We start from the raw sequence: 15391 nt of genomic DNA, 5'->3' as shown, positions 1-15391 counted from the left end.
ACGCGGTTAGCCGGGGCGCTGTTGATCCTGTCGCGGCTAGTTCTGACGATGTTAATCCTGCCGCGGTTAATCCTGCTTGCTGTCAATCCCGCTGCGGTCAATCCTGCATCTCGCGGCCCGTGAGCCGCAGGAACACGTCTTCGAGATTCGCGGGCCGATGCAGATAGCGCAGGTCCGAGCGATGGCGCAGACGCGCGTGCACGGGCGCAGGTTCGTCGACATAGCAAAAGAGCGTCTCGCCGCTGATCTCGGTGCGCTTGGCGAGCGGTGCGAGCTCATCGCGCAGCGCTGACGGGTCCGGCCCATAAACCTCGATTACATCGCAGCCGATTTCGGATTCGATCAGTGCCTTCGGTGCGCCCTCGGCGATCTTGCGGCCTTCCTCGATCACGCAGACGCGATTGCAAAGCCGTTCGGCCTCCTCCATGAAATGCGTCGTGAGGAGGATGGTCTTGCCGCGCGCGAGCAGCGAGCGCAGCCGCTCCCAGATCAGATGGCGCGCTTGCGGGTCGAGTCCCGTGGTGGGTTCGTCCATCACCAGCACGTCAGGGTCGTTGACGAGCGCGCGCGCCAGGGTGAGACGCCGGCGCATGCCGCCCGAAAGCTCGCCGACGCGCGCATCGGCCTTGTTCTCGAGGCGCGCGAATTCGAGCAGCGGCGCGACGAGTGCGCGCGTTTCGCTCGCGGAGAGCCCGAAGTAGCGGCCGAACACGAGCAGGTTCTCGCGCACGGTGAAGTCGGGGTCGAGATTATCGAATTGAGGCACGACGCCCACGCGTGCGCGCGCATGACGTGCGCGAGCGGGCACAGGCTCGCCGCACAGGCTGATGCGTCCGGCATCGGGCGAGACGATGCCGAGCAGCATGCGCAGCGTGGTGGTCTTGCCCGCGCCGTTGGGGCCAAGGAGCCCGAAGCATTCACCGGGGACGACGTCGAACGACAGGCCGTTCACGACCGTCCTGTCTCCGTAGTGCTTGATCACCTGCTCGAATTCGATGGCGGGCATGGTTGTGCGGCTGTTCATGTAAGCGCGTGCGTGGTGCACGTTGCAAGGCGGCCCATTCTAGTGCATTACCGCACATGGGGTTGGCGGCACAACGAGCGCATCCGCCGCGCGCGCAACGCGCCGATGCCCCGTCAATGGCTGCCGCGACAATGGTTGCTGGCGCGGGCAAACCGCGCTGGCAAACCCCGCAGGCAAACCTTATGCCAGCGCATCATTTCCGTGCGAAGAAACCTGGCGTTTTCCATCCCTTGCGTGTCGAATTGCGGCGCACCATCATGCAATTGTGACCCGCGTTTCCACGTGGGTGGGGAGAAGCGACTATGGCGAGCTACAAGAAAATCCTGCTGTGTTACGACGGCTCGCGCGAAGGCCGCAAGGCATTGCGTTGCGGGGCGGATCTGGCGTTGGACCTGCAGGCGGAGACGCATCTGCTCTCGGTGGTCGACATGCGCTCGACGATCGCGCAGAGCGCGGGCTTGCTCACCGACGTGGCGTGCGGGCGCTTCGAAGAAACGGCGCGCGAGATTCTGCAGGAGGGCGTGGACTGGCTGACCGAGCGCGGCGTGCGCGCGCAGGGCCACTTTGCGTTCGGGCATCCGATCGACGAGATTGCGAATCTCGCGAACGAATTGCACGTCGATCTCGTGGTGGTGGGGCATCGCTGCCGCACTGGACTTTCGCGCTGGTGGATGGGCGCGGGCAATACGCCGCTGCTCGACCGCGTGACGTGCAGCATACTCGTGGCCTGCTCTTCGGCGGCCGAGGAAAAGCAGCAGGCGGCGGCTTAGCCGAGCCTGGCATCTGCGCATCGTGTGGGCGCTATTGCGGCGCCTGCACGATTCCCGCGATTTCCCTCAATTCGACGCGTTCGCGGCGTTGTCGGCATTCGGCTCGTTCAACTCCACGGCGGCGAGCTTCCACGAAAACAGCCCATGACGCTGCAGGATGGCGGCATAGCGCTCGCTCCTGTCACTGTGCTGCCACGTGACGGCAAACGTGTTCAAACCGCGATAACCCGCCGAGGCTTGCGCACGCGGCTGCTCTTGCGATTGTTGCTGTTGCGGCGGTTGCGTCTGCGCACCGGGGTTGCTGGGCGCTGATGGGGCGGGTGGAGCGGATTCGCTTTGCGACGATGGCGGCGCTTCGGACGGCGGCGGTGGCGCGGGCCGCTCGCCCGGCTTGCCGGTCGGCGGCATGCCGCTGAGCAGCGCGGCCACGCCGTCGGGCGTCGCATACGCGTCCACGAGCGGGCCGATCAGCACGCTGCCGATCACGGCGCCAAAGAGCACCAGCGGGTTGCTGGCGTGCGCGGCCTCGATGCGCTGTTGCAGCATCTCGCCAACCTGTTGCTTGAGACTCGCGCGCAATGCCGGGTAATCGACGTACTCGTTCAAGGCAGCCGCGTCGCGTGCGTCGGCGGCTGCTTTGAGGTGGTTCAGCGCGATATACGGCGAGGCATAGCCGTAGGCTGCTGCGGCCACGATCGCAACCGCCGCGACGGCGATTGCGACGGGCTTCTTCCAGTTTGCCGATTTGCGTGGATTCGTTTGGGTGTCGGTCATTGGGTAAGGCAACCCCGAAGTGTTCAAAGTGTTCAATCAGGGTGTTGACCGCGCGCAATCAAAAACGATCCCACATTCGTCGCATATTCGGGGATTACTTTGCCAGCGCGGCCGGCAGGTCGGCTTGCTGTTCCGCGATGCAGCGGTCGATGGCGCGGCAGACCGCGTCCATCGTGCCCACCATGATGAACCGCGACTGGCCGTGATAGACCCGCACTGGCGCACGGCGGTCAGGCTGCTCCGCATTCAGCGTGCTGTTGAGCGAGACGCGTGCGAAGGCCGGTTGCGCCGAAGGCAGCGCGGGCGCTTCGTCCTCGCGCTCGATATCGTCGAAGAGTGAGCCACTGACTTGACGGCCGAGGGCGGCCGCCGAGGCGCGCGCCTCGCGCACCGCGCACGAGGCAATCCCGCGCAGATGACGCAGACGGCCGAATTGACGGAAGGGCAACAGGCGTGCAAGGCGTTCCATGACTCTCTCCAGAAAATGCGCAGGCGGAATTATCAGAATTCGGTGGGACGGATCAGACCGACAGCAATGCCTTCGAGCGCGAAGTCCGCGCTGCCGACTGCGACAAAGATGTTGTCGTAGTCGGGGTTTTCAGCGATTAGCTCGATGCCGTTGGGCTGCCGCTTCAGGCGCTTCACGGTGACGTCGTCGCCAAGGCGCGCCACGATGATCTGGCCGTCCTTCGCTTCGCTCTTTTTCTGCACGGCGAGCAGGTCGCCGTCGAGAATGCCCGCGTCGCGCATGGACAGCCCGCGCACCTTCAGCAGATAGTCGGGCCGGCTCGAGAAGAGCGCCGGGTCGCAGGCATAGTTCTGCGAAATGTGCTCTTGCGCGAGAATGGGGCTACCCGCCGCGACGCGTCCAACCAGCGGCAGCGAGAGCTGCATGATGCTCGAGTGCGGCAGCGTGAATTGATGCGGCAGGTCGTCCGGACCGGGCAAGAGGCGGATGCCGCGCGACGCGCCTGCAGCCAGTTCGATCACGCCTTTGCGCGCCAGCGCCCGCAGATGTTCCTCCGCCGAGTTGGCCGAGCTGAAGCCCAGTTCGGCGGCGATTTCGGCGCGCGTGGGCGGAAAGCCGGTGCGCTCGATCGCGCGGCGGACCAGATCGAAAACCTGCTGCTGTCGTGCGGTGAGTTTGGTCATGGCGCTACTGTATGTTTGAACAGGTGACTGTATTTTTATACAGTACTCGCAGCTTTTCAAGTGTTACTTGAACTTTGTCACCCGGCTGGCGGCGCGGTGGCGCTTTCCCGCGCTCAGACAGACGAAATCGCAGCCGAAAACATGCTTGAGCGCCCGATTCCTCCGTCCTTACCACTTTTGCGTATTAAAAAATGAAAAAACATCATTTTTAATCATGTAAGCCAATCGCTAGACTGGCCTCCATCGATTGCTGCGCGGCGACGAAACGCAGGGAACTCACGAAAACGCACGACGATACGGAGAAAAGCGGATGAAACAAGGCACTACGGGGCGCGCATGGTTCAGGACTCTGGCGGCGAAACTGGTTATCGGTGTGGCGCCGCTCGTCGGCATGGTCGCGCTCGCGCCGGCCGCTCATGCGGGTACTTCGGCAGACACGTCGCTACTCAATGTCTCCTACGATCCCACGCGCGAGTTGTATCAGGACATCAACGCCGCTTTCATCAAGGAGTGGAAGGCGAAGGGGGGCGAGACGCTCACCATCAAGCAGTCGCACGGCGGCTCGGGCGCGCAGGCGCGCTCGGTGCTCGACGGGCTGCAGGCCGACGTCGTGACGCTCGCGCTCGCCTGGGACATCGACGCGCTCGCCAATAAAGGGCTGATCGCGAAGGACTGGCAAAAACGTCTGCCCGACAACGCCTCGCCGTACACCTCGACCATCGTGTTTCTCGTGAGAAAGGGCAATCCGAAACACATCAAGGACTGGGACGACCTCGTGAAGCCAGGCGTGTCGATCGTCACGCCCAATCCGAAGACCTCGGGCGGCGCGCGCTGGAATTACCTCGCAGCCTGGGCCTATGCGGCGCATCAGCCGGGCGGCAATGACCAGAAGGCGAAGGCGTTCGTCACGAAGCTCTACAAGAACGCGGGCGTGCTCGACTCGGGTGCGCGCGGCGCGACCACAAGCTTCGTGCAGCGCGATATCGGCGACGTGCTGATCGCCTGGGAGAACGAGGCATTCCTGTCGCTCAAGGAGTTCGGGCCGGAGAAGTTCGAGATCGTGGTGCCAACGGTCAGCATCCTGGCGGAGCCGCCGGTTGCCGTGGTCGACAAGGTCGTGGACAAACACGGCACGCGCAAGGTGGCGCAGGCGTACCTCCAGTTCCTCTATAGCGAAGAAGGCCAGGAGATCGCGGCTAAAAACTTCTATCGTCCGCGCTCGGACAAGGTGCCGGCAGCGCTCACGGCGAAGTTCCCGAAGCTTAAGCTTTACACGGTCGACGAGGCGTTCGGCGGCTGGGCCAACGCGCAAAAGACGCATTTCGCGGATGGCGGCGTGTTCGATTCGATTTATCAGCCGCAGTAAGCATTTCAGACGACGACAACAAGGCGCGCCCGACGAGGCGCGCCTCAAGGCGCAGGGCTTCGCTCGCATCGCATGATGCAAGGCGGCCCGCGCAACCCATGTGAAGAGATAGAGCATGACGACGTTTCGATTACAGAAACCAGGCGCGCTGCCGGGATTCGGCGTGACGCTCGGCATCACGGTGGCGTATCTGAGCCTCGTGGTGCTCATTCCGCTCGCGGCCACCTTCCTCAAGACCGCGACGCTCGACTGGGCGCAGTTCGTGCGCGCCGTGGCGTCGCCGCGCGTGATCGCGTCTTACCGCCTCACGTTTTTCGCCGCGCTCGGCGGCGCGCTCATCAATGCGGTGTTCGGGTTCCTGCTCGCCTGGGTGCTGGTGCGCTACACGTTCCCGCTCAAGCGCGTGATCGATGCGCTCGTCGATCTGCCGTTCGCACTGCCGACTTCCGTGGCCGGCATCTCGCTCGCCGCCGTGTATGCGGGCAACGGCTGGATCGGCCAGTTTCTGCAGCCGCTCGGCATCAAGATCGCGTTCACGCCGCTCGGCGTACTCGTGGCGCTCACCTTTATCGGCCTGCCGTTTGTCGTGCGCACGGTGCAGCCCGTGCTCGAAGAGTTCGAGCGCGAGCAGGAAGAGGCAGCCGCGTGCCTGGGCGCGTCGCGCTGGCTGACGTTCCGCCGCGTGGTGCTGCCGGCCGCGCTGCCCGCGCTGCTCACGGGCTTTGCGCTCGCCTTCGCACGCGCGCTGGGCGAGTACGGCTCGGTCATCTTCATCGCGGGCAACGTGCCGATGAAGTCGGAAATCACCTCGCTGCTCATCATCACGAAGCTCGAGCAATACGACTATGCGGGCGCGACGGCGCTGGCCGTGGTGATGCTGTGCGTGTCGTTCGTCATGCTGCTTCTCGTCAATACGCTGCAATGGTATTTGCAGCGGCGCACGCGTCGCGGCGCGTCGTCCTCGCGCACGCCGAATCCGGCGCAAGCCGCTGTTGCAGGAGGTGTGCAGTGAGCATGACAAGCACGCCAGCCCGCAAGGCGGGCACGGCCCGACCGGACTCGGTCCGTCTCAATCCCGTAACGGAAGCGCCGTGGGTCCGTTGGCTCCTCACCGGCATCGCGCTCGCGTTTCTCGCACTGTTTCTGGTGGTGCCGCTCGTCGCGGTGTTCTGGCAGGCCTTGAGCAAGGGCATCGGCTTCTATTTCGAATCGATCGCCGACCCCGATGCGCTCACCGCGATCAAGCTCACGCTGATCACGGCCGCGATTGCCGTGCCGCTCAATCTCGCATTCGGGCTCGCGGCTTCGTGGGCGATTGCCAAGTTCGAGTTCCGCGGCAAGGCGCTGCTCACGACCTTGATCGATCTGCCGTTTTCGGTTTCGCCCGTGATCTCGGGGCTCATCTATGTGCTGCTGTTCGGTGCGCAGGGGTGGCTCGGGCCTTGGCTCGCGGACCACGACGTGCAGATCATCTTCGCGGTGCCGGGCATCGTGCTCGCGACGATCTTCGTGACGTTCCCGTTCGTGGCACGCGAGCTGATTCCGCTGATGCAAGCCCAGGGCACCGACGAAGAAGAGGCCGCGCACGTGCTGGGCGCCTCGGGCTGGCAGATGTTCCGGCGCGTGACGCTGCCGAATATCCGCTGGGGCCTGCTGTACGGCGTGATTCTCTGCAATGCGCGCGCGATGGGCGAGTTCGGCGCGGTTTCGGTGGTGTCGGGACATATTCGCGGCCAGACCGACACCATGCCGCTGCATGTCGAGATCCTCTACAACGAATACAACTTCGCGGCGGCGTTCGCCGTGGCTTCGCTGCTTGCGTTGCTCGCGCTCGTCACGCTGGGGCTCAAGCTGCTGGCCGAGCGCCACCTGTCCGCCGAACTGCGCGATACGGACGACGTGCCCGCCTATGCGGGACCGCCGGCCGCGCAGGGCGTGACGGGCGAGTCGGGCACTGCGCATGCACAACACGCACCAAACGCACCCAAAGCACAACACGCGGGCGCCTTGCGTCAATCGTTTCAACAGGGAGAGCTGTAGAGATGGGCATCATCGTTCGCAATCTGCAAAAGCGCTTCGGCGACTTCACGGCACTCGACCATGTTTCGCTCGACTTTCCGGCGGGCGAGCTGGTCGCCTTGCTCGGGCCCTCCGGTTGCGGCAAGACCACGCTGCTGCGCGTGATCGCGGGCCTCGAACACGCCGATGACGGCCAGGTCGTGCTGCAAGGCCAGGATGTGGGCACGGTGGGCGCGCGCGAGCGCCAGGTGGGCTTCGTGTTCCAGCATTACGCGCTGTTTCGCCATATGACCGTGTTCGAGAACGTGGCGTTCGGGCTGCGCGTGAAGCCGCGCAACGAGCGTCCCTCCGAAGCGCAGATCCGTGAGAAAGTGCATGAGCTGCTCAAGCTCGTGCAGCTCGACTGGCTCGCACAGCGCTATCCGTCCGAGCTTTCCGGCGGCCAGCGGCAGCGCATCGCGCTTGCTCGCGCACTGGCGGTGGAGCCTAAAGTGCTGCTGCTCGACGAGCCGTTTGGCGCGCTCGACGCCAAGGTGCGCAAGGAGCTGCGTAGCTGGCTGCGGCGTTTGCATGACGACCTGCATATCTCGACGATCTTCGTCACGCACGACCAGGAGGAGGCGCTCGAGGTGGCCGACCGCATCGTCGTGATGAATCATGGACATGTGGAGCAGGTCGGCAGCCCGCAGGACGTGTACGATCATCCGCAGTCGGCGTTTGTCTACGAATTCCTGGGCGCGGCGAACCGGCTTCGTGGACACGTCGGTGCGAAAGGGTTCGTGGTCGATGGCGCGGCGCAGCCGATCGCGGTGCAGGCCGGCTTCGAAGGCCCGGCGCTCGCCTACGTGCGGCCGCACGATCTCGTGCTGCATCGCGAGGCCGATGCGCATCGCGACGGCATCGTCGTGGACGTGCGCCGCGTGGTGACGCTGGGCGGCGCGGTGCGCGTGGAGCTGGAGAGCCGCGCGGGCGGCGTGCTCGAGGCGCAGCTCGATCGCGAGACGTGGCGCGCGCTGAGCCTGACGCCAGGCGACGGCGTGACGGCGGTGCCGCGCGGGCTGCGCGTGTTTCCCGCGCGCTGATTCACGCAATGAGCGGCGTCAAGCGGCGTCAAGCGGCATCAAGCGGCATCAAGCGACGACGAGCGGCGCCGCTCATGCGCCGTCGCACAACGGATCGACGAATAACGAATAACCAACGAACAAGCGGTCGGCAGTACCGGAGAGAACGACATGAATTTTCAGCAGTTGCGTTTCGTGCGCGAAGCCGTGCGGCAGAACATGAACCTGACCGAAGTGGCGAACGTGCTCTACACCTCGCAGTCGGGTGTCTCGAAGCAGATCAAGGATCTGGAGGACGAGCTCGGCGTCGACATCTTCATTCGCCGCGGCAAGCGCCTCACGGGCCTCACGGAGCCGGGCAAGGCCGTGCACCAGTTGATCGAGCGCATGCTGCTCGATGCCGAGAACCTGCGCCGCGTGGCGCGCCAGTTCGCCGATCAGGACAGCGGCCACCTCGTCGTGGCCACCACGCACACGCAGGCGCGCTACGCGCTGCCCAAGGTCGTGCACCAGTTCCGCGAAGTGTTTCCGAAGGTGCATCTCGCGCTGCGCCAGGGCAATCCGCAGCAGATCGCGCAGATGATCATCAATGGCGAGGCCGATATCGGCATCTCGACCGAGGCGCTCGACCGCTTCCCCGATATCGTGACGTTTCCGTGCTATTCGTGGCATCACGTGGTGGTCGTGCCGAAGACGCATCCGCTCGTGGGCCGCGAGAACCTCACGCTCGAGGAGATCGCCGAGTTTCCGATCATCACTTACGACCAGGACTTCACGGGCCGCTCGCATATCGACCAGGCATTCGCGAAGGCGGGCACGGTGCCGGACGTGGTGCTGACCGCCATCGACGCGGACGTGATCAAGACTTACGTCGAGCTGGGCATGGGCGTGGGCGTGGTGGCCGCGATGGCCTACGACCCGAAGCGCGACAGCGAGCTCGTCGCACTCGACACACAGCATCTGTTCGAGGCCAGCACGACGCGCGTGGGCCTGCGCAAGGGCGCGTTCCTGCGCCAGTACGCCTACAAGCTGATTGAAATGTTCGCGCCCCAACTCACCGAGCAGCAGATCGCGAGCCAGTTGCGCGAGGCGGCCTGAGGTGGCCGGAGACGTCGCGGCCGGGTGGTTCTCTGGCCCGGTCTTTCTCGGGTTTTCTGTCTATGTCGGGGCGGGCGGCGCTTCGCTTAAAATCGCCGCCATGAACACACCCACCACCCCGCCCACTTCCCTTAAAACCGCAGCCGGCGCCCAGACGCTGCCGCGCGTCGCCGTGCTCGCCACCGGTGGCACCATCGCGGGTTCCGCCCCCGATGCGGCCAATACCGCCGGCTATCAGGCCGGTGTGATCGGCGTGGCGCAACTGCTGGCGGCTGTGCCGGGCCTCGATGCGCTCGCTCAGATCCAGGCCGAGCAGGTTGCGAGCGTCGACAGCAAGGACATGTCCTTCGCGCTCTGGAGCGCGCTTGCGCAGCGCGTGAACGAGCTGCTCGCCAGCGACGATATCGACGCCGTCGTCATCACGCACGGCACCGATACACTCGAAGAAACCGCTTATCTGCTGCATCTCACGGTGAAGAGCGCCAAGCCCGTGATCCTGACGGCGGCCATGCGGCCCGCCTCGGCGCTTTCCGCGGACGGCCCGCTGAACCTGCTCAATGCGGTGGCCCTCGCGGCGAGCGGCCAGGCGGCCGGGCAGGGCGTGCTGGTGACATTCAACAACCGCATCCATTGCGCGCGCGATGTCGCCAAGATCAGCACCTACGCGGTGGACGCGTTTCAGTCGCCCGAGATCGGTGCCCTGGGCTGGGTGCAGGATGGGCGGGTGGAATTCCAGCGGCGCGCGCTGCGCCCCCATACCGTGGATGCGCCGTTCAAGGCCGATGTGCAATGGCCGCACGTCGAGATTGTTACGAGCTATGCGGGCGTCTCGCGCATCGCCGTGGATGCGCTCGTGAGTGCGGGCGTGCGCGGTATCGTCGTGGCGGGCACCGGCAATGGCTCGATCCACGTCACGCTCCAGCAGGCGCTTGCTGAAGCGGCGGCAAAGGGCATCGCCGTGGTGCGCGCATCGCGCGTGGGTTCGGGGCACGTGATGCACAACGGCGCAGCGAAGGACGATGCGCTCGGCTTCGTCTCGGCGGGAACGTTGAGCCCCTACAAGGCGCGCGTGCTGCTGATGCTCGCGCTGGCGGCGGGCACGAGCGAAAAGGCCGCGCTGCAGCGCGTGTTCGACACGTATTAAGGCATTGGGCGCGTGGATCGCACGCGCTTGCCTGCGAAGTGCCATGCAGCCGGGCAAACAAACGGGCCTCGCGGATCGCTCCGCAAGGCCCGTGTTGTTTTTAGTCGCGTCGTTGCGCGCGCAACGGAATGCGCTATTGCATGCGTTGCTGCACGCGCGAGTCCACGCGTTATTGCACCGGCGGAATCACGAGCACCTGGCCCGGATAGATCTTGTCCGGGCTCTTGAGCATCGGCGTATTCGCCTGAAAGATGACGTCGTTGTTCGCGCCGCTGCCGTAGTACTTCTCGGCGATCTTCCACAGGTTGTCGCCCGAGACCACGGTATGGTGCTGCGCTTCAGGCGCCGGATTCGTCACGCTCATCTGGTCGTCGACCTTGTCCACGTTCTGGACGTTGCCGGCGGCCACCAGAATTTTTTCCTTCGTTGCCTGATCGGCGGCGTTGCCCGTGACCGTGACCGTGTGCGAGGCGCCGTCATAGGTCACGCCGAGATTGTCGGCGTCGAGGCCCTGCGAGCGGATGTAGGCGGCGATTGCATCGCCGGCCTTCTGGTTCAGATCGGCGAGATCCGCGGCCGGTGTGGTTTGCGCGGCCTCGGCCGGGGCGGCTGCTGCGCCGAACAGCTTTTCGCCGGCTTCCTTGATGAAACTGATGATGCCCATCGATCACACTCCTCACGTGCTGGGATTGATTGAGTAGCCACGCATCGGGTAGCGGGTCCACCTTGCACCGTCTGCGTGACAAACGAATGAACGCACGATTCTAGAAACGCGGGCATGAAGACGTCCAGCGCTCAAGCGTTAAAGAGTGTGAAAAGCGGGTGAAGAATGCGAAGGGCGCGGCATGCGTGACGCGAGAGCAAGTGCCGGCTATGAGGAAGGGCGTGCTGTGCTGCTGTGCGCTGAATGCGCGAAGGCTGGCTGAGTGTCGCAATCCGACAGGCGGACACCCGGAGACAACGTCTGACCGACCAAGGCTTCCCCGTCGTCACCGAGTGCCGCTTTCGGACCCCACTGGCCGCCCTCAGCCCAGAGCGGCCCAGATTTGCTCCGCAGCGGTTGCCGCCACCACGAAGCGCCCCACTTGTGGCCGTCGCGGTCGTGCGCGCCAGCCGGAATCTGGATGTTGGCTACTGCCGAAAAACTCACTGCACGTTCACAACTCAGTGAGGCATTGCAAGCGGTTGCCGCGTGCAATGCCTCATCTGCGGAACGACTCGATCGAGCCGCTCAAGTCATTCGAGCAGCCCGAGTGAATCGAGCGATCTGACTTACGACTTCTTGCCTTCGGTGATCTCGAAGTTCGCCATGATTTCGAGCGCGCGGACCATTGCCGAGTGGTCCCATGCCTTGCCGCCGTTTGCGGCGCACACGCTGAACAGCTGCTGTGCGCTGGCGGTGTGCGGCAGGGCGAGGCCCAGCTTGCGCGCGCCGTCGATGGCGAGGTTCAGGTCCTTCTGGTGCAGCTCGATGCGGAAGCCCGGATCGAACGTGCGCTTGGTCATGCGCTCGCCGTGCACTTCGAGAATGCGCGAAGCCGCGAAGCCGCCCATCAGCGCCTTGCGAACGCGCTCCGGATCGGCGCCCGAGCGTGCTGCGAAGAGCAGGGCTTCGGCCACGGCTTCGATGTTCAGCGCGACGATGATCTGGTTCGCGACCTTGGTGGTCTGCCCAGCGCCGTTCTCGCCGATCAGCGAAATGTTTTTGCCCATCAGTGCGAACAGCGGCTTGGCGATTTCGAACGCCTTCTCCGGGCCGCCGACCATGATCGTGAGCGTGGCTTCACGTGCGCCGACTTCGCCGCCCGAAACCGGTGCGTCGAGGTAGTCGCAGCCGAGTGCGTTGATCTGCCTGGCGAACTCTTGCGTTTCGATCGGCGAGATCGAGCTCATGTCGATCACGAGCTTGCCAGCCGAGAGGCCCTTGGCGACGCCGTCGTCGGCGAACAGCACCTTCTGGACGTCGGGGGTGTCCGGCACCATCAGGATGATGACATCCGAAGCTTGCGCGACGGCCGTCGAGTCGGCGACCACGGTGGCCTGCTTGCTCAGATCCTCAGGCACCGGGAACTTGCCGTTCACGACGAGCGTGTGGCCGCCCTTCAGAAGGTTGCGGGCCATGTGCGAGCCCATGATGCCGAGGCCGATAAAACCAATCTTTGCCATCTGTATGTCTCCGTTGAGTCAAATGCAGTTCGATGTATGGGTCGACACGACCCGGCGCGCGCGCCCGGCGCATGGAGCGAATCGGGCGCGTCGCGCGAGAGGCGGCTAAAGCCGACGAAGCAGCGCGATCAGGCGAGTTCGGCTGCGCGTTGCTGCGCGCTGCGCAGCCAGCCAAGGCCTTGGACGGTCGTCGTGCGCGGCTTGTACTCGCAGCCGATGTAGCCTTCATAGCCCAGCGTGTCGAGCAGATCGAACAGGAAGGGGTAGTTGATTTCGCCGGTGCCCGGCTCGTTGCGGCCCGGGTTGTCGGCGAGCTGGATGTGAGCGATCTTCGCGAAGTGCTTCTTGATCGTCGCGGCGAGTTCGCCTTCCATGCGCTGCATGTGATAGATGTCGTACTGCAGGAACACGTTGTCCGAGCCGGTCTTCGCGATCACGTCGAGCGCTTCGGCGGAACGGTTCAGCGCGAAGCCCGGGATGTCGTACGAATTGCACGGCTCGACGAGCAGGCGGATGCCTTCGCGCTTGAGCTCGCCCGCGGCGTAGGTGAGGTTCTCGACGATGGTCGCGAGCGCCGTGTCGCGGTCGACGCCAGCAGTGGGGATGCCCACGAGGCAGTTCAGTTGCGGCACGTTCAGCGCACGGGCGTACTCGATCGCGCGTCCGACGCCTTCCTTGAACTCGCCCTTGCGATCGGGCAGGCAGGCAATACCGCGCTCGCCACCTTCCCAGTTGCCTGCGGGCAGGTTGTGCAGCACGAGTTTGAGGTTATGTGCGCTAAGGCGCTCGGCCAGTTCCTCGGCTTTGTACGGATACGGGAACAGGAATTCGACGGCATCGAAGCCCGCCTCGGCTGCCGCGGCAAAGCGGTCGAGGAACGGCACTTCGTTGAACAGCATGGTGAGATTCGCGGCGAATTTTGGCATGGTGCTGGGTCTCGCTGGTCGGTCAGTAAAAAGGAAATCAGGCAGGCGGTGCGCCGGTGCCGGGCGCGCCGCCTGCTGCGGTGATGCTCAGTCGAACGCGTTCAGCTCAGTCGAGTGCAGTCATCGGGGTGATCGCCGTCGGTGCATGCTCCGGCTTCTCGGCGAGCTCTTCGAACTCGTTGATCGAGTCGATTTCGGCGCCCATCGAGATGTTCGTCACACGCTCGAGAATCACTTCGACCACCACCGGCACGCTGAACTCGGCGGCCATGGCTTGTGCCTGCTTGAGCGCCGGCTCGATCTCTTCGGGCTTGAACACGCGCAGCGCCTTGCAGCCGAGGCCTTCGACCACGGTCTTGTGATCGACGCCGTAGCCGTTCATTTCAGGCGCGTTGATGTTCTCGAAGCCGAGCTGGACGCAGTAGTCCATGTCGAACGCGCGCTGTGCCTGGCGGATCAGGCCGAGGTACGAGTTGTTCACGAGCACGTGGACGTAGGGCAGCTTGAACTGCGCGCCTGCGGCCAGTTCTTCGATCATGAACTGGAAGTCGTAGTCGCCCGAAAGTGCCACGATGGGGCGTGCCGGATCGGCTGCGCGCACACCGAGTGCTGCCGGAATCGTCCAGCCGAGCGGGCCTGCCTGGCCGCAGTTGATCCAGTTGCGCGCCTTGTAGACGTGCAGGAACTGGGCGCCTGCGATCTGCGAGAGACCGATCGTGCTCACGTAGCACGTGTCGCGGCCGAACACCTTGTTCATCTCTTCGTACACGCGCTGCGGCTTGATCGGCGTGTTTTCGAAGTGCGTCTTGCGGTGCATCGTGCGCTTGCGTTCCTGGCAGTCCGCGACCCATGCGCTGCGGTCCTTGAGCTTGCCAGCGGCCTTCCATTCCTGTGCGACTTCGACGAACAGCTCCAGTGCTGCCTTGGCGTCCGAGACGATGCCCAGATCCGGACCGAACACGCGGCCGATCTGCGTGGGCTCGATGTCGACGTGCACGAACTTGCGGCCCTTCGTGTAGACCTCGACGCTGCCCGTGTGACGGTTCGCCCAGCGATTGCCGATGCCGAGTGCGAAGTCCGATGCGAGCATCGTGGCGTTGCCGTAGCGGTGCGACGTTTGCAGGCCGACCATACCCGCCATCAGCGGGTGATCGTCGGGAATGGCGCCCCACGACATCAGCGTCGGGATCACGGGCACGCCCACGGTTTCCGCGAACTTCACGAGCAGGTCTTCGGCTGCAGCGTTGAGCACGCCGCCGCCCGAGACGATCAGCGGCTTCTCGCTGGCGTTCAGGAGCGCCATTGCGGCTTCGATCTGCTTGCGCGTGGCTTGCGGCTTGTAGACCGGCAGCGGCTCGTAGGTGTCGATGTCGAATTCGATTTCGGCGAGCTGGACGTCGATCGGCAGGTCGACCAGCACCGGACCCGGTCGGCCCGAGCGCATCAGGTGGAACGCTTGCTGGAACACGCGCGGCACGAGTGCCGGCTCACGCACGGTCACGGCCCACTTCGTGACGGGCTTGGCGATCGCTTCGATGTCGACGGCCTGGAAATCTTCCTTGTACAGGCGTGCGCGCGGTGCCTGGCCCGTGATCGCGAGGATAGGAATCGAGTCGGCGGAAGCGGAGTACAGGCCCGTGATCATGTCGGTGCCCGCGGGGCCCGAGGTGCCAATACACACGCCGATGTTGCCGGGAGCAGCACGCGTGTAGCCTTCGGCCATGTGCGAAGCGCCTTCGACGTGGCGCGCCAGCACGTGCGTGATGCCGCCGGCTTTTTTCATCGCCGAGTAGAACGGGTTGATCGCGGCGCCGGGCACACCAAAAGCGGTGTCGATGCCTTCTTTTTCGAGCACCAGAACGGCTGCGTCGACGGCTCTCATCTTGGCCAT

At 64.6% G+C, this 15391-nt stretch carries 15 protein-coding genes; 7 read left to right on the top strand and 8 right to left on the bottom strand.

Annotated features, from left to right (window positions below):
* Nucleotides 1–97 precede the first annotated feature (97 nt).
* The gene (nodI, locus tag L5014_RS10945) at nt 98–1024 is read right to left on the bottom strand and encodes a nodulation factor ABC transporter ATP-binding protein NodI (RefSeq protein WP_274389335.1); all 927 of its coding nucleotides are present in this window, start codon (nt 1022–1024) and stop codon (nt 98–100) included.
* A 302-nt stretch (nt 1025–1326) separates the two neighbouring features.
* Here nodI and L5014_RS10940 point away from each other — a divergent pair, with 302 nt between their 5' ends.
* Entirely contained in the window at nt 1327–1794 is a 468-nt protein-coding gene (locus L5014_RS10940; protein ID WP_238463635.1) for a universal stress protein, read from the top strand.
* Between the two features lie 66 nt (nt 1795–1860).
* On the opposite strand, the gene L5014_RS10935 is transcribed toward L5014_RS10940, so the two are convergent.
* From L5014_RS10935 to lexA, 3 genes are all read right to left on the bottom strand, one after another.
* A complete protein-coding gene (locus L5014_RS10935; protein ID WP_238463634.1) occupies nt 1861–2568 on the bottom strand; it encodes a DUF2939 domain-containing protein in 708 nt (235 codons plus the stop codon).
* Nucleotides 2569–2662: 94 nt separating this feature from the next.
* Nucleotides 2663–3037 (bottom strand): hypothetical protein, encoded by a 375-nt coding sequence (locus tag L5014_RS10930; protein WP_238463633.1) that lies wholly within the window; start codon nt 3035–3037, stop codon nt 2663–2665.
* A 32-nt stretch (nt 3038–3069) separates the two neighbouring features.
* Nucleotides 3070–3720: a transcriptional repressor LexA gene (gene lexA, locus L5014_RS10925; protein WP_238463632.1), complete on the bottom strand. Its 651-nt coding sequence runs from the start codon at nt 3718–3720 to the stop codon at nt 3070–3072.
* A gap of 310 nt (nt 3721–4030) precedes the next feature.
* Here lexA and L5014_RS10920 point away from each other — a divergent pair, with 310 nt between their 5' ends.
* From L5014_RS10920 to L5014_RS10895, 6 genes are all read left to right on the top strand, one after another.
* A complete protein-coding gene (locus L5014_RS10920; protein ID WP_274389334.1) occupies nt 4031–5086 on the top strand; it encodes a sulfate ABC transporter substrate-binding protein in 1056 nt (351 codons plus the stop codon).
* Between the two features lie 115 nt (nt 5087–5201).
* Nucleotides 5202–6098 (top strand): sulfate ABC transporter permease subunit CysT, encoded by an 897-nt coding sequence (gene cysT / locus L5014_RS10915; RefSeq protein WP_238463631.1) that lies wholly within the window; start codon nt 5202–5204, stop codon nt 6096–6098.
* A gap of 2 nt (nt 6099–6100) precedes the next feature.
* Nucleotides 6101–7126 carry a sulfate ABC transporter permease subunit CysW gene (gene cysW / locus L5014_RS10910; RefSeq protein ID WP_238463715.1) on the top strand — a complete coding sequence of 342 codons (1026 nt, stop codon included), beginning with the start codon at nt 6101–6103 and terminating at the stop codon, nt 7124–7126.
* Nucleotides 7127–7128: 2 nt separating this feature from the next.
* Entirely contained in the window at nt 7129–8187 is a 1059-nt protein-coding gene (locus L5014_RS10905; RefSeq protein ID WP_238463630.1) for a sulfate/molybdate ABC transporter ATP-binding protein, read from the top strand.
* Nucleotides 8188–8337: 150 nt separating this feature from the next.
* A complete protein-coding gene (locus L5014_RS10900) occupies nt 8338–9264 on the top strand; it encodes a CysB family HTH-type transcriptional regulator (protein WP_238463629.1) in 927 nt (308 codons plus the stop codon).
* 100 nt (nt 9265–9364) lie between these two features.
* A complete protein-coding gene (locus L5014_RS10895; protein WP_238463628.1) occupies nt 9365–10408 on the top strand; it encodes an asparaginase in 1044 nt (347 codons plus the stop codon).
* A gap of 169 nt (nt 10409–10577) precedes the next feature.
* Here the strand turns inward: L5014_RS10895 and lysM are convergent, their stop codons facing one another.
* The 4 genes from lysM to gcl form a co-directional block, all read right to left on the bottom strand.
* A complete protein-coding gene (gene lysM / locus L5014_RS10890) occupies nt 10578–11072 on the bottom strand; it encodes a peptidoglycan-binding protein LysM (RefSeq protein ID WP_238463627.1) in 495 nt (164 codons plus the stop codon).
* A 608-nt stretch (nt 11073–11680) separates the two neighbouring features.
* On the bottom strand, nt 11681–12574 hold the full coding sequence (locus L5014_RS10885; RefSeq protein WP_238463626.1) for a 2-hydroxy-3-oxopropionate reductase: 894 nt from the start codon (nt 12572–12574) through the stop codon (nt 11681–11683).
* Nucleotides 12575–12702: 128 nt separating this feature from the next.
* Complete coding sequence (gene hyi, locus L5014_RS10880) at nt 12703–13500, bottom strand: hydroxypyruvate isomerase (RefSeq protein WP_238463625.1); 798 nt, start codon at nt 13498–13500, stop codon at nt 12703–12705.
* Between the two features lie 106 nt (nt 13501–13606).
* Nucleotides 13607–15391, bottom strand: a complete 1785-nt coding sequence (gcl, locus tag L5014_RS10875; protein WP_238463624.1) for a glyoxylate carboligase — start codon at nt 15389–15391, stop codon at nt 13607–13609.

Origin of the sequence: Paraburkholderia tagetis (genome assembly GCF_022213065.1) — a bacterium.
In the GTDB taxonomy this organism is placed as follows: domain Bacteria; phylum Pseudomonadota; class Gammaproteobacteria; order Burkholderiales; family Burkholderiaceae; genus Paraburkholderia; species Paraburkholderia tagetis.
Note: the sequence above shows the minus strand (reverse complement) of the source record. Positions and strands in the feature narration are given on the sequence as shown.

Excerpts from the sequence above, each read along its gene's own strand:
- nodI (WP_274389335.1), bottom strand. The coding sequence starts at position 1,024 with ATGAACAGCCGCACAACCATGCCCGCCATCGAATTCGAGCAGGTGATC.
- L5014_RS10940 (WP_238463635.1), top strand. The coding sequence starts at position 1,327 with ATGGCGAGCTACAAGAAAATCCTGCTGTGTTACGACGGCTCGCGCGAA.
- L5014_RS10935 (WP_238463634.1), bottom strand. The coding sequence starts at position 2,568 with ATGACCGACACCCAAACGAATCCACGCAAATCGGCAAACTGGAAGAAG.
- L5014_RS10930 (WP_238463633.1), bottom strand. The coding sequence starts at position 3,037 with ATGGAACGCCTTGCACGCCTGTTGCCCTTCCGTCAATTCGGCCGTCTG.
- lexA (WP_238463632.1), bottom strand. The coding sequence starts at position 3,720 with ATGACCAAACTCACCGCACGACAGCAGCAGGTTTTCGATCTGGTCCGC.
- L5014_RS10920 (WP_274389334.1), top strand. The coding sequence starts at position 4,031 with ATGAAACAAGGCACTACGGGGCGCGCATGGTTCAGGACTCTGGCGGCG.
- cysT (WP_238463631.1), top strand. The coding sequence starts at position 5,202 with ATGACGACGTTTCGATTACAGAAACCAGGCGCGCTGCCGGGATTCGGC.
- cysW (WP_238463715.1), top strand. The coding sequence starts at position 6,101 with ATGACAAGCACGCCAGCCCGCAAGGCGGGCACGGCCCGACCGGACTCG.
- L5014_RS10905 (WP_238463630.1), top strand. The coding sequence starts at position 7,129 with ATGGGCATCATCGTTCGCAATCTGCAAAAGCGCTTCGGCGACTTCACG.
- L5014_RS10900 (WP_238463629.1), top strand. The coding sequence starts at position 8,338 with ATGAATTTTCAGCAGTTGCGTTTCGTGCGCGAAGCCGTGCGGCAGAAC.
- L5014_RS10895 (WP_238463628.1), top strand. The coding sequence starts at position 9,365 with ATGAACACACCCACCACCCCGCCCACTTCCCTTAAAACCGCAGCCGGC.
- lysM (WP_238463627.1), bottom strand. The coding sequence starts at position 11,072 with ATGGGCATCATCAGTTTCATCAAGGAAGCCGGCGAAAAGCTGTTCGGC.
- L5014_RS10885 (WP_238463626.1), bottom strand. The coding sequence starts at position 12,574 with ATGGCAAAGATTGGTTTTATCGGCCTCGGCATCATGGGCTCGCACATG.
- hyi (WP_238463625.1), bottom strand. The coding sequence starts at position 13,500 with ATGCCAAAATTCGCCGCGAATCTCACCATGCTGTTCAACGAAGTGCCG.
- gcl (WP_238463624.1), bottom strand. The coding sequence starts at position 15,391 with ATGGCCAAGATGAGAGCCGTCGACGCAGCCGTTCTGGTGCTCGAAAAA.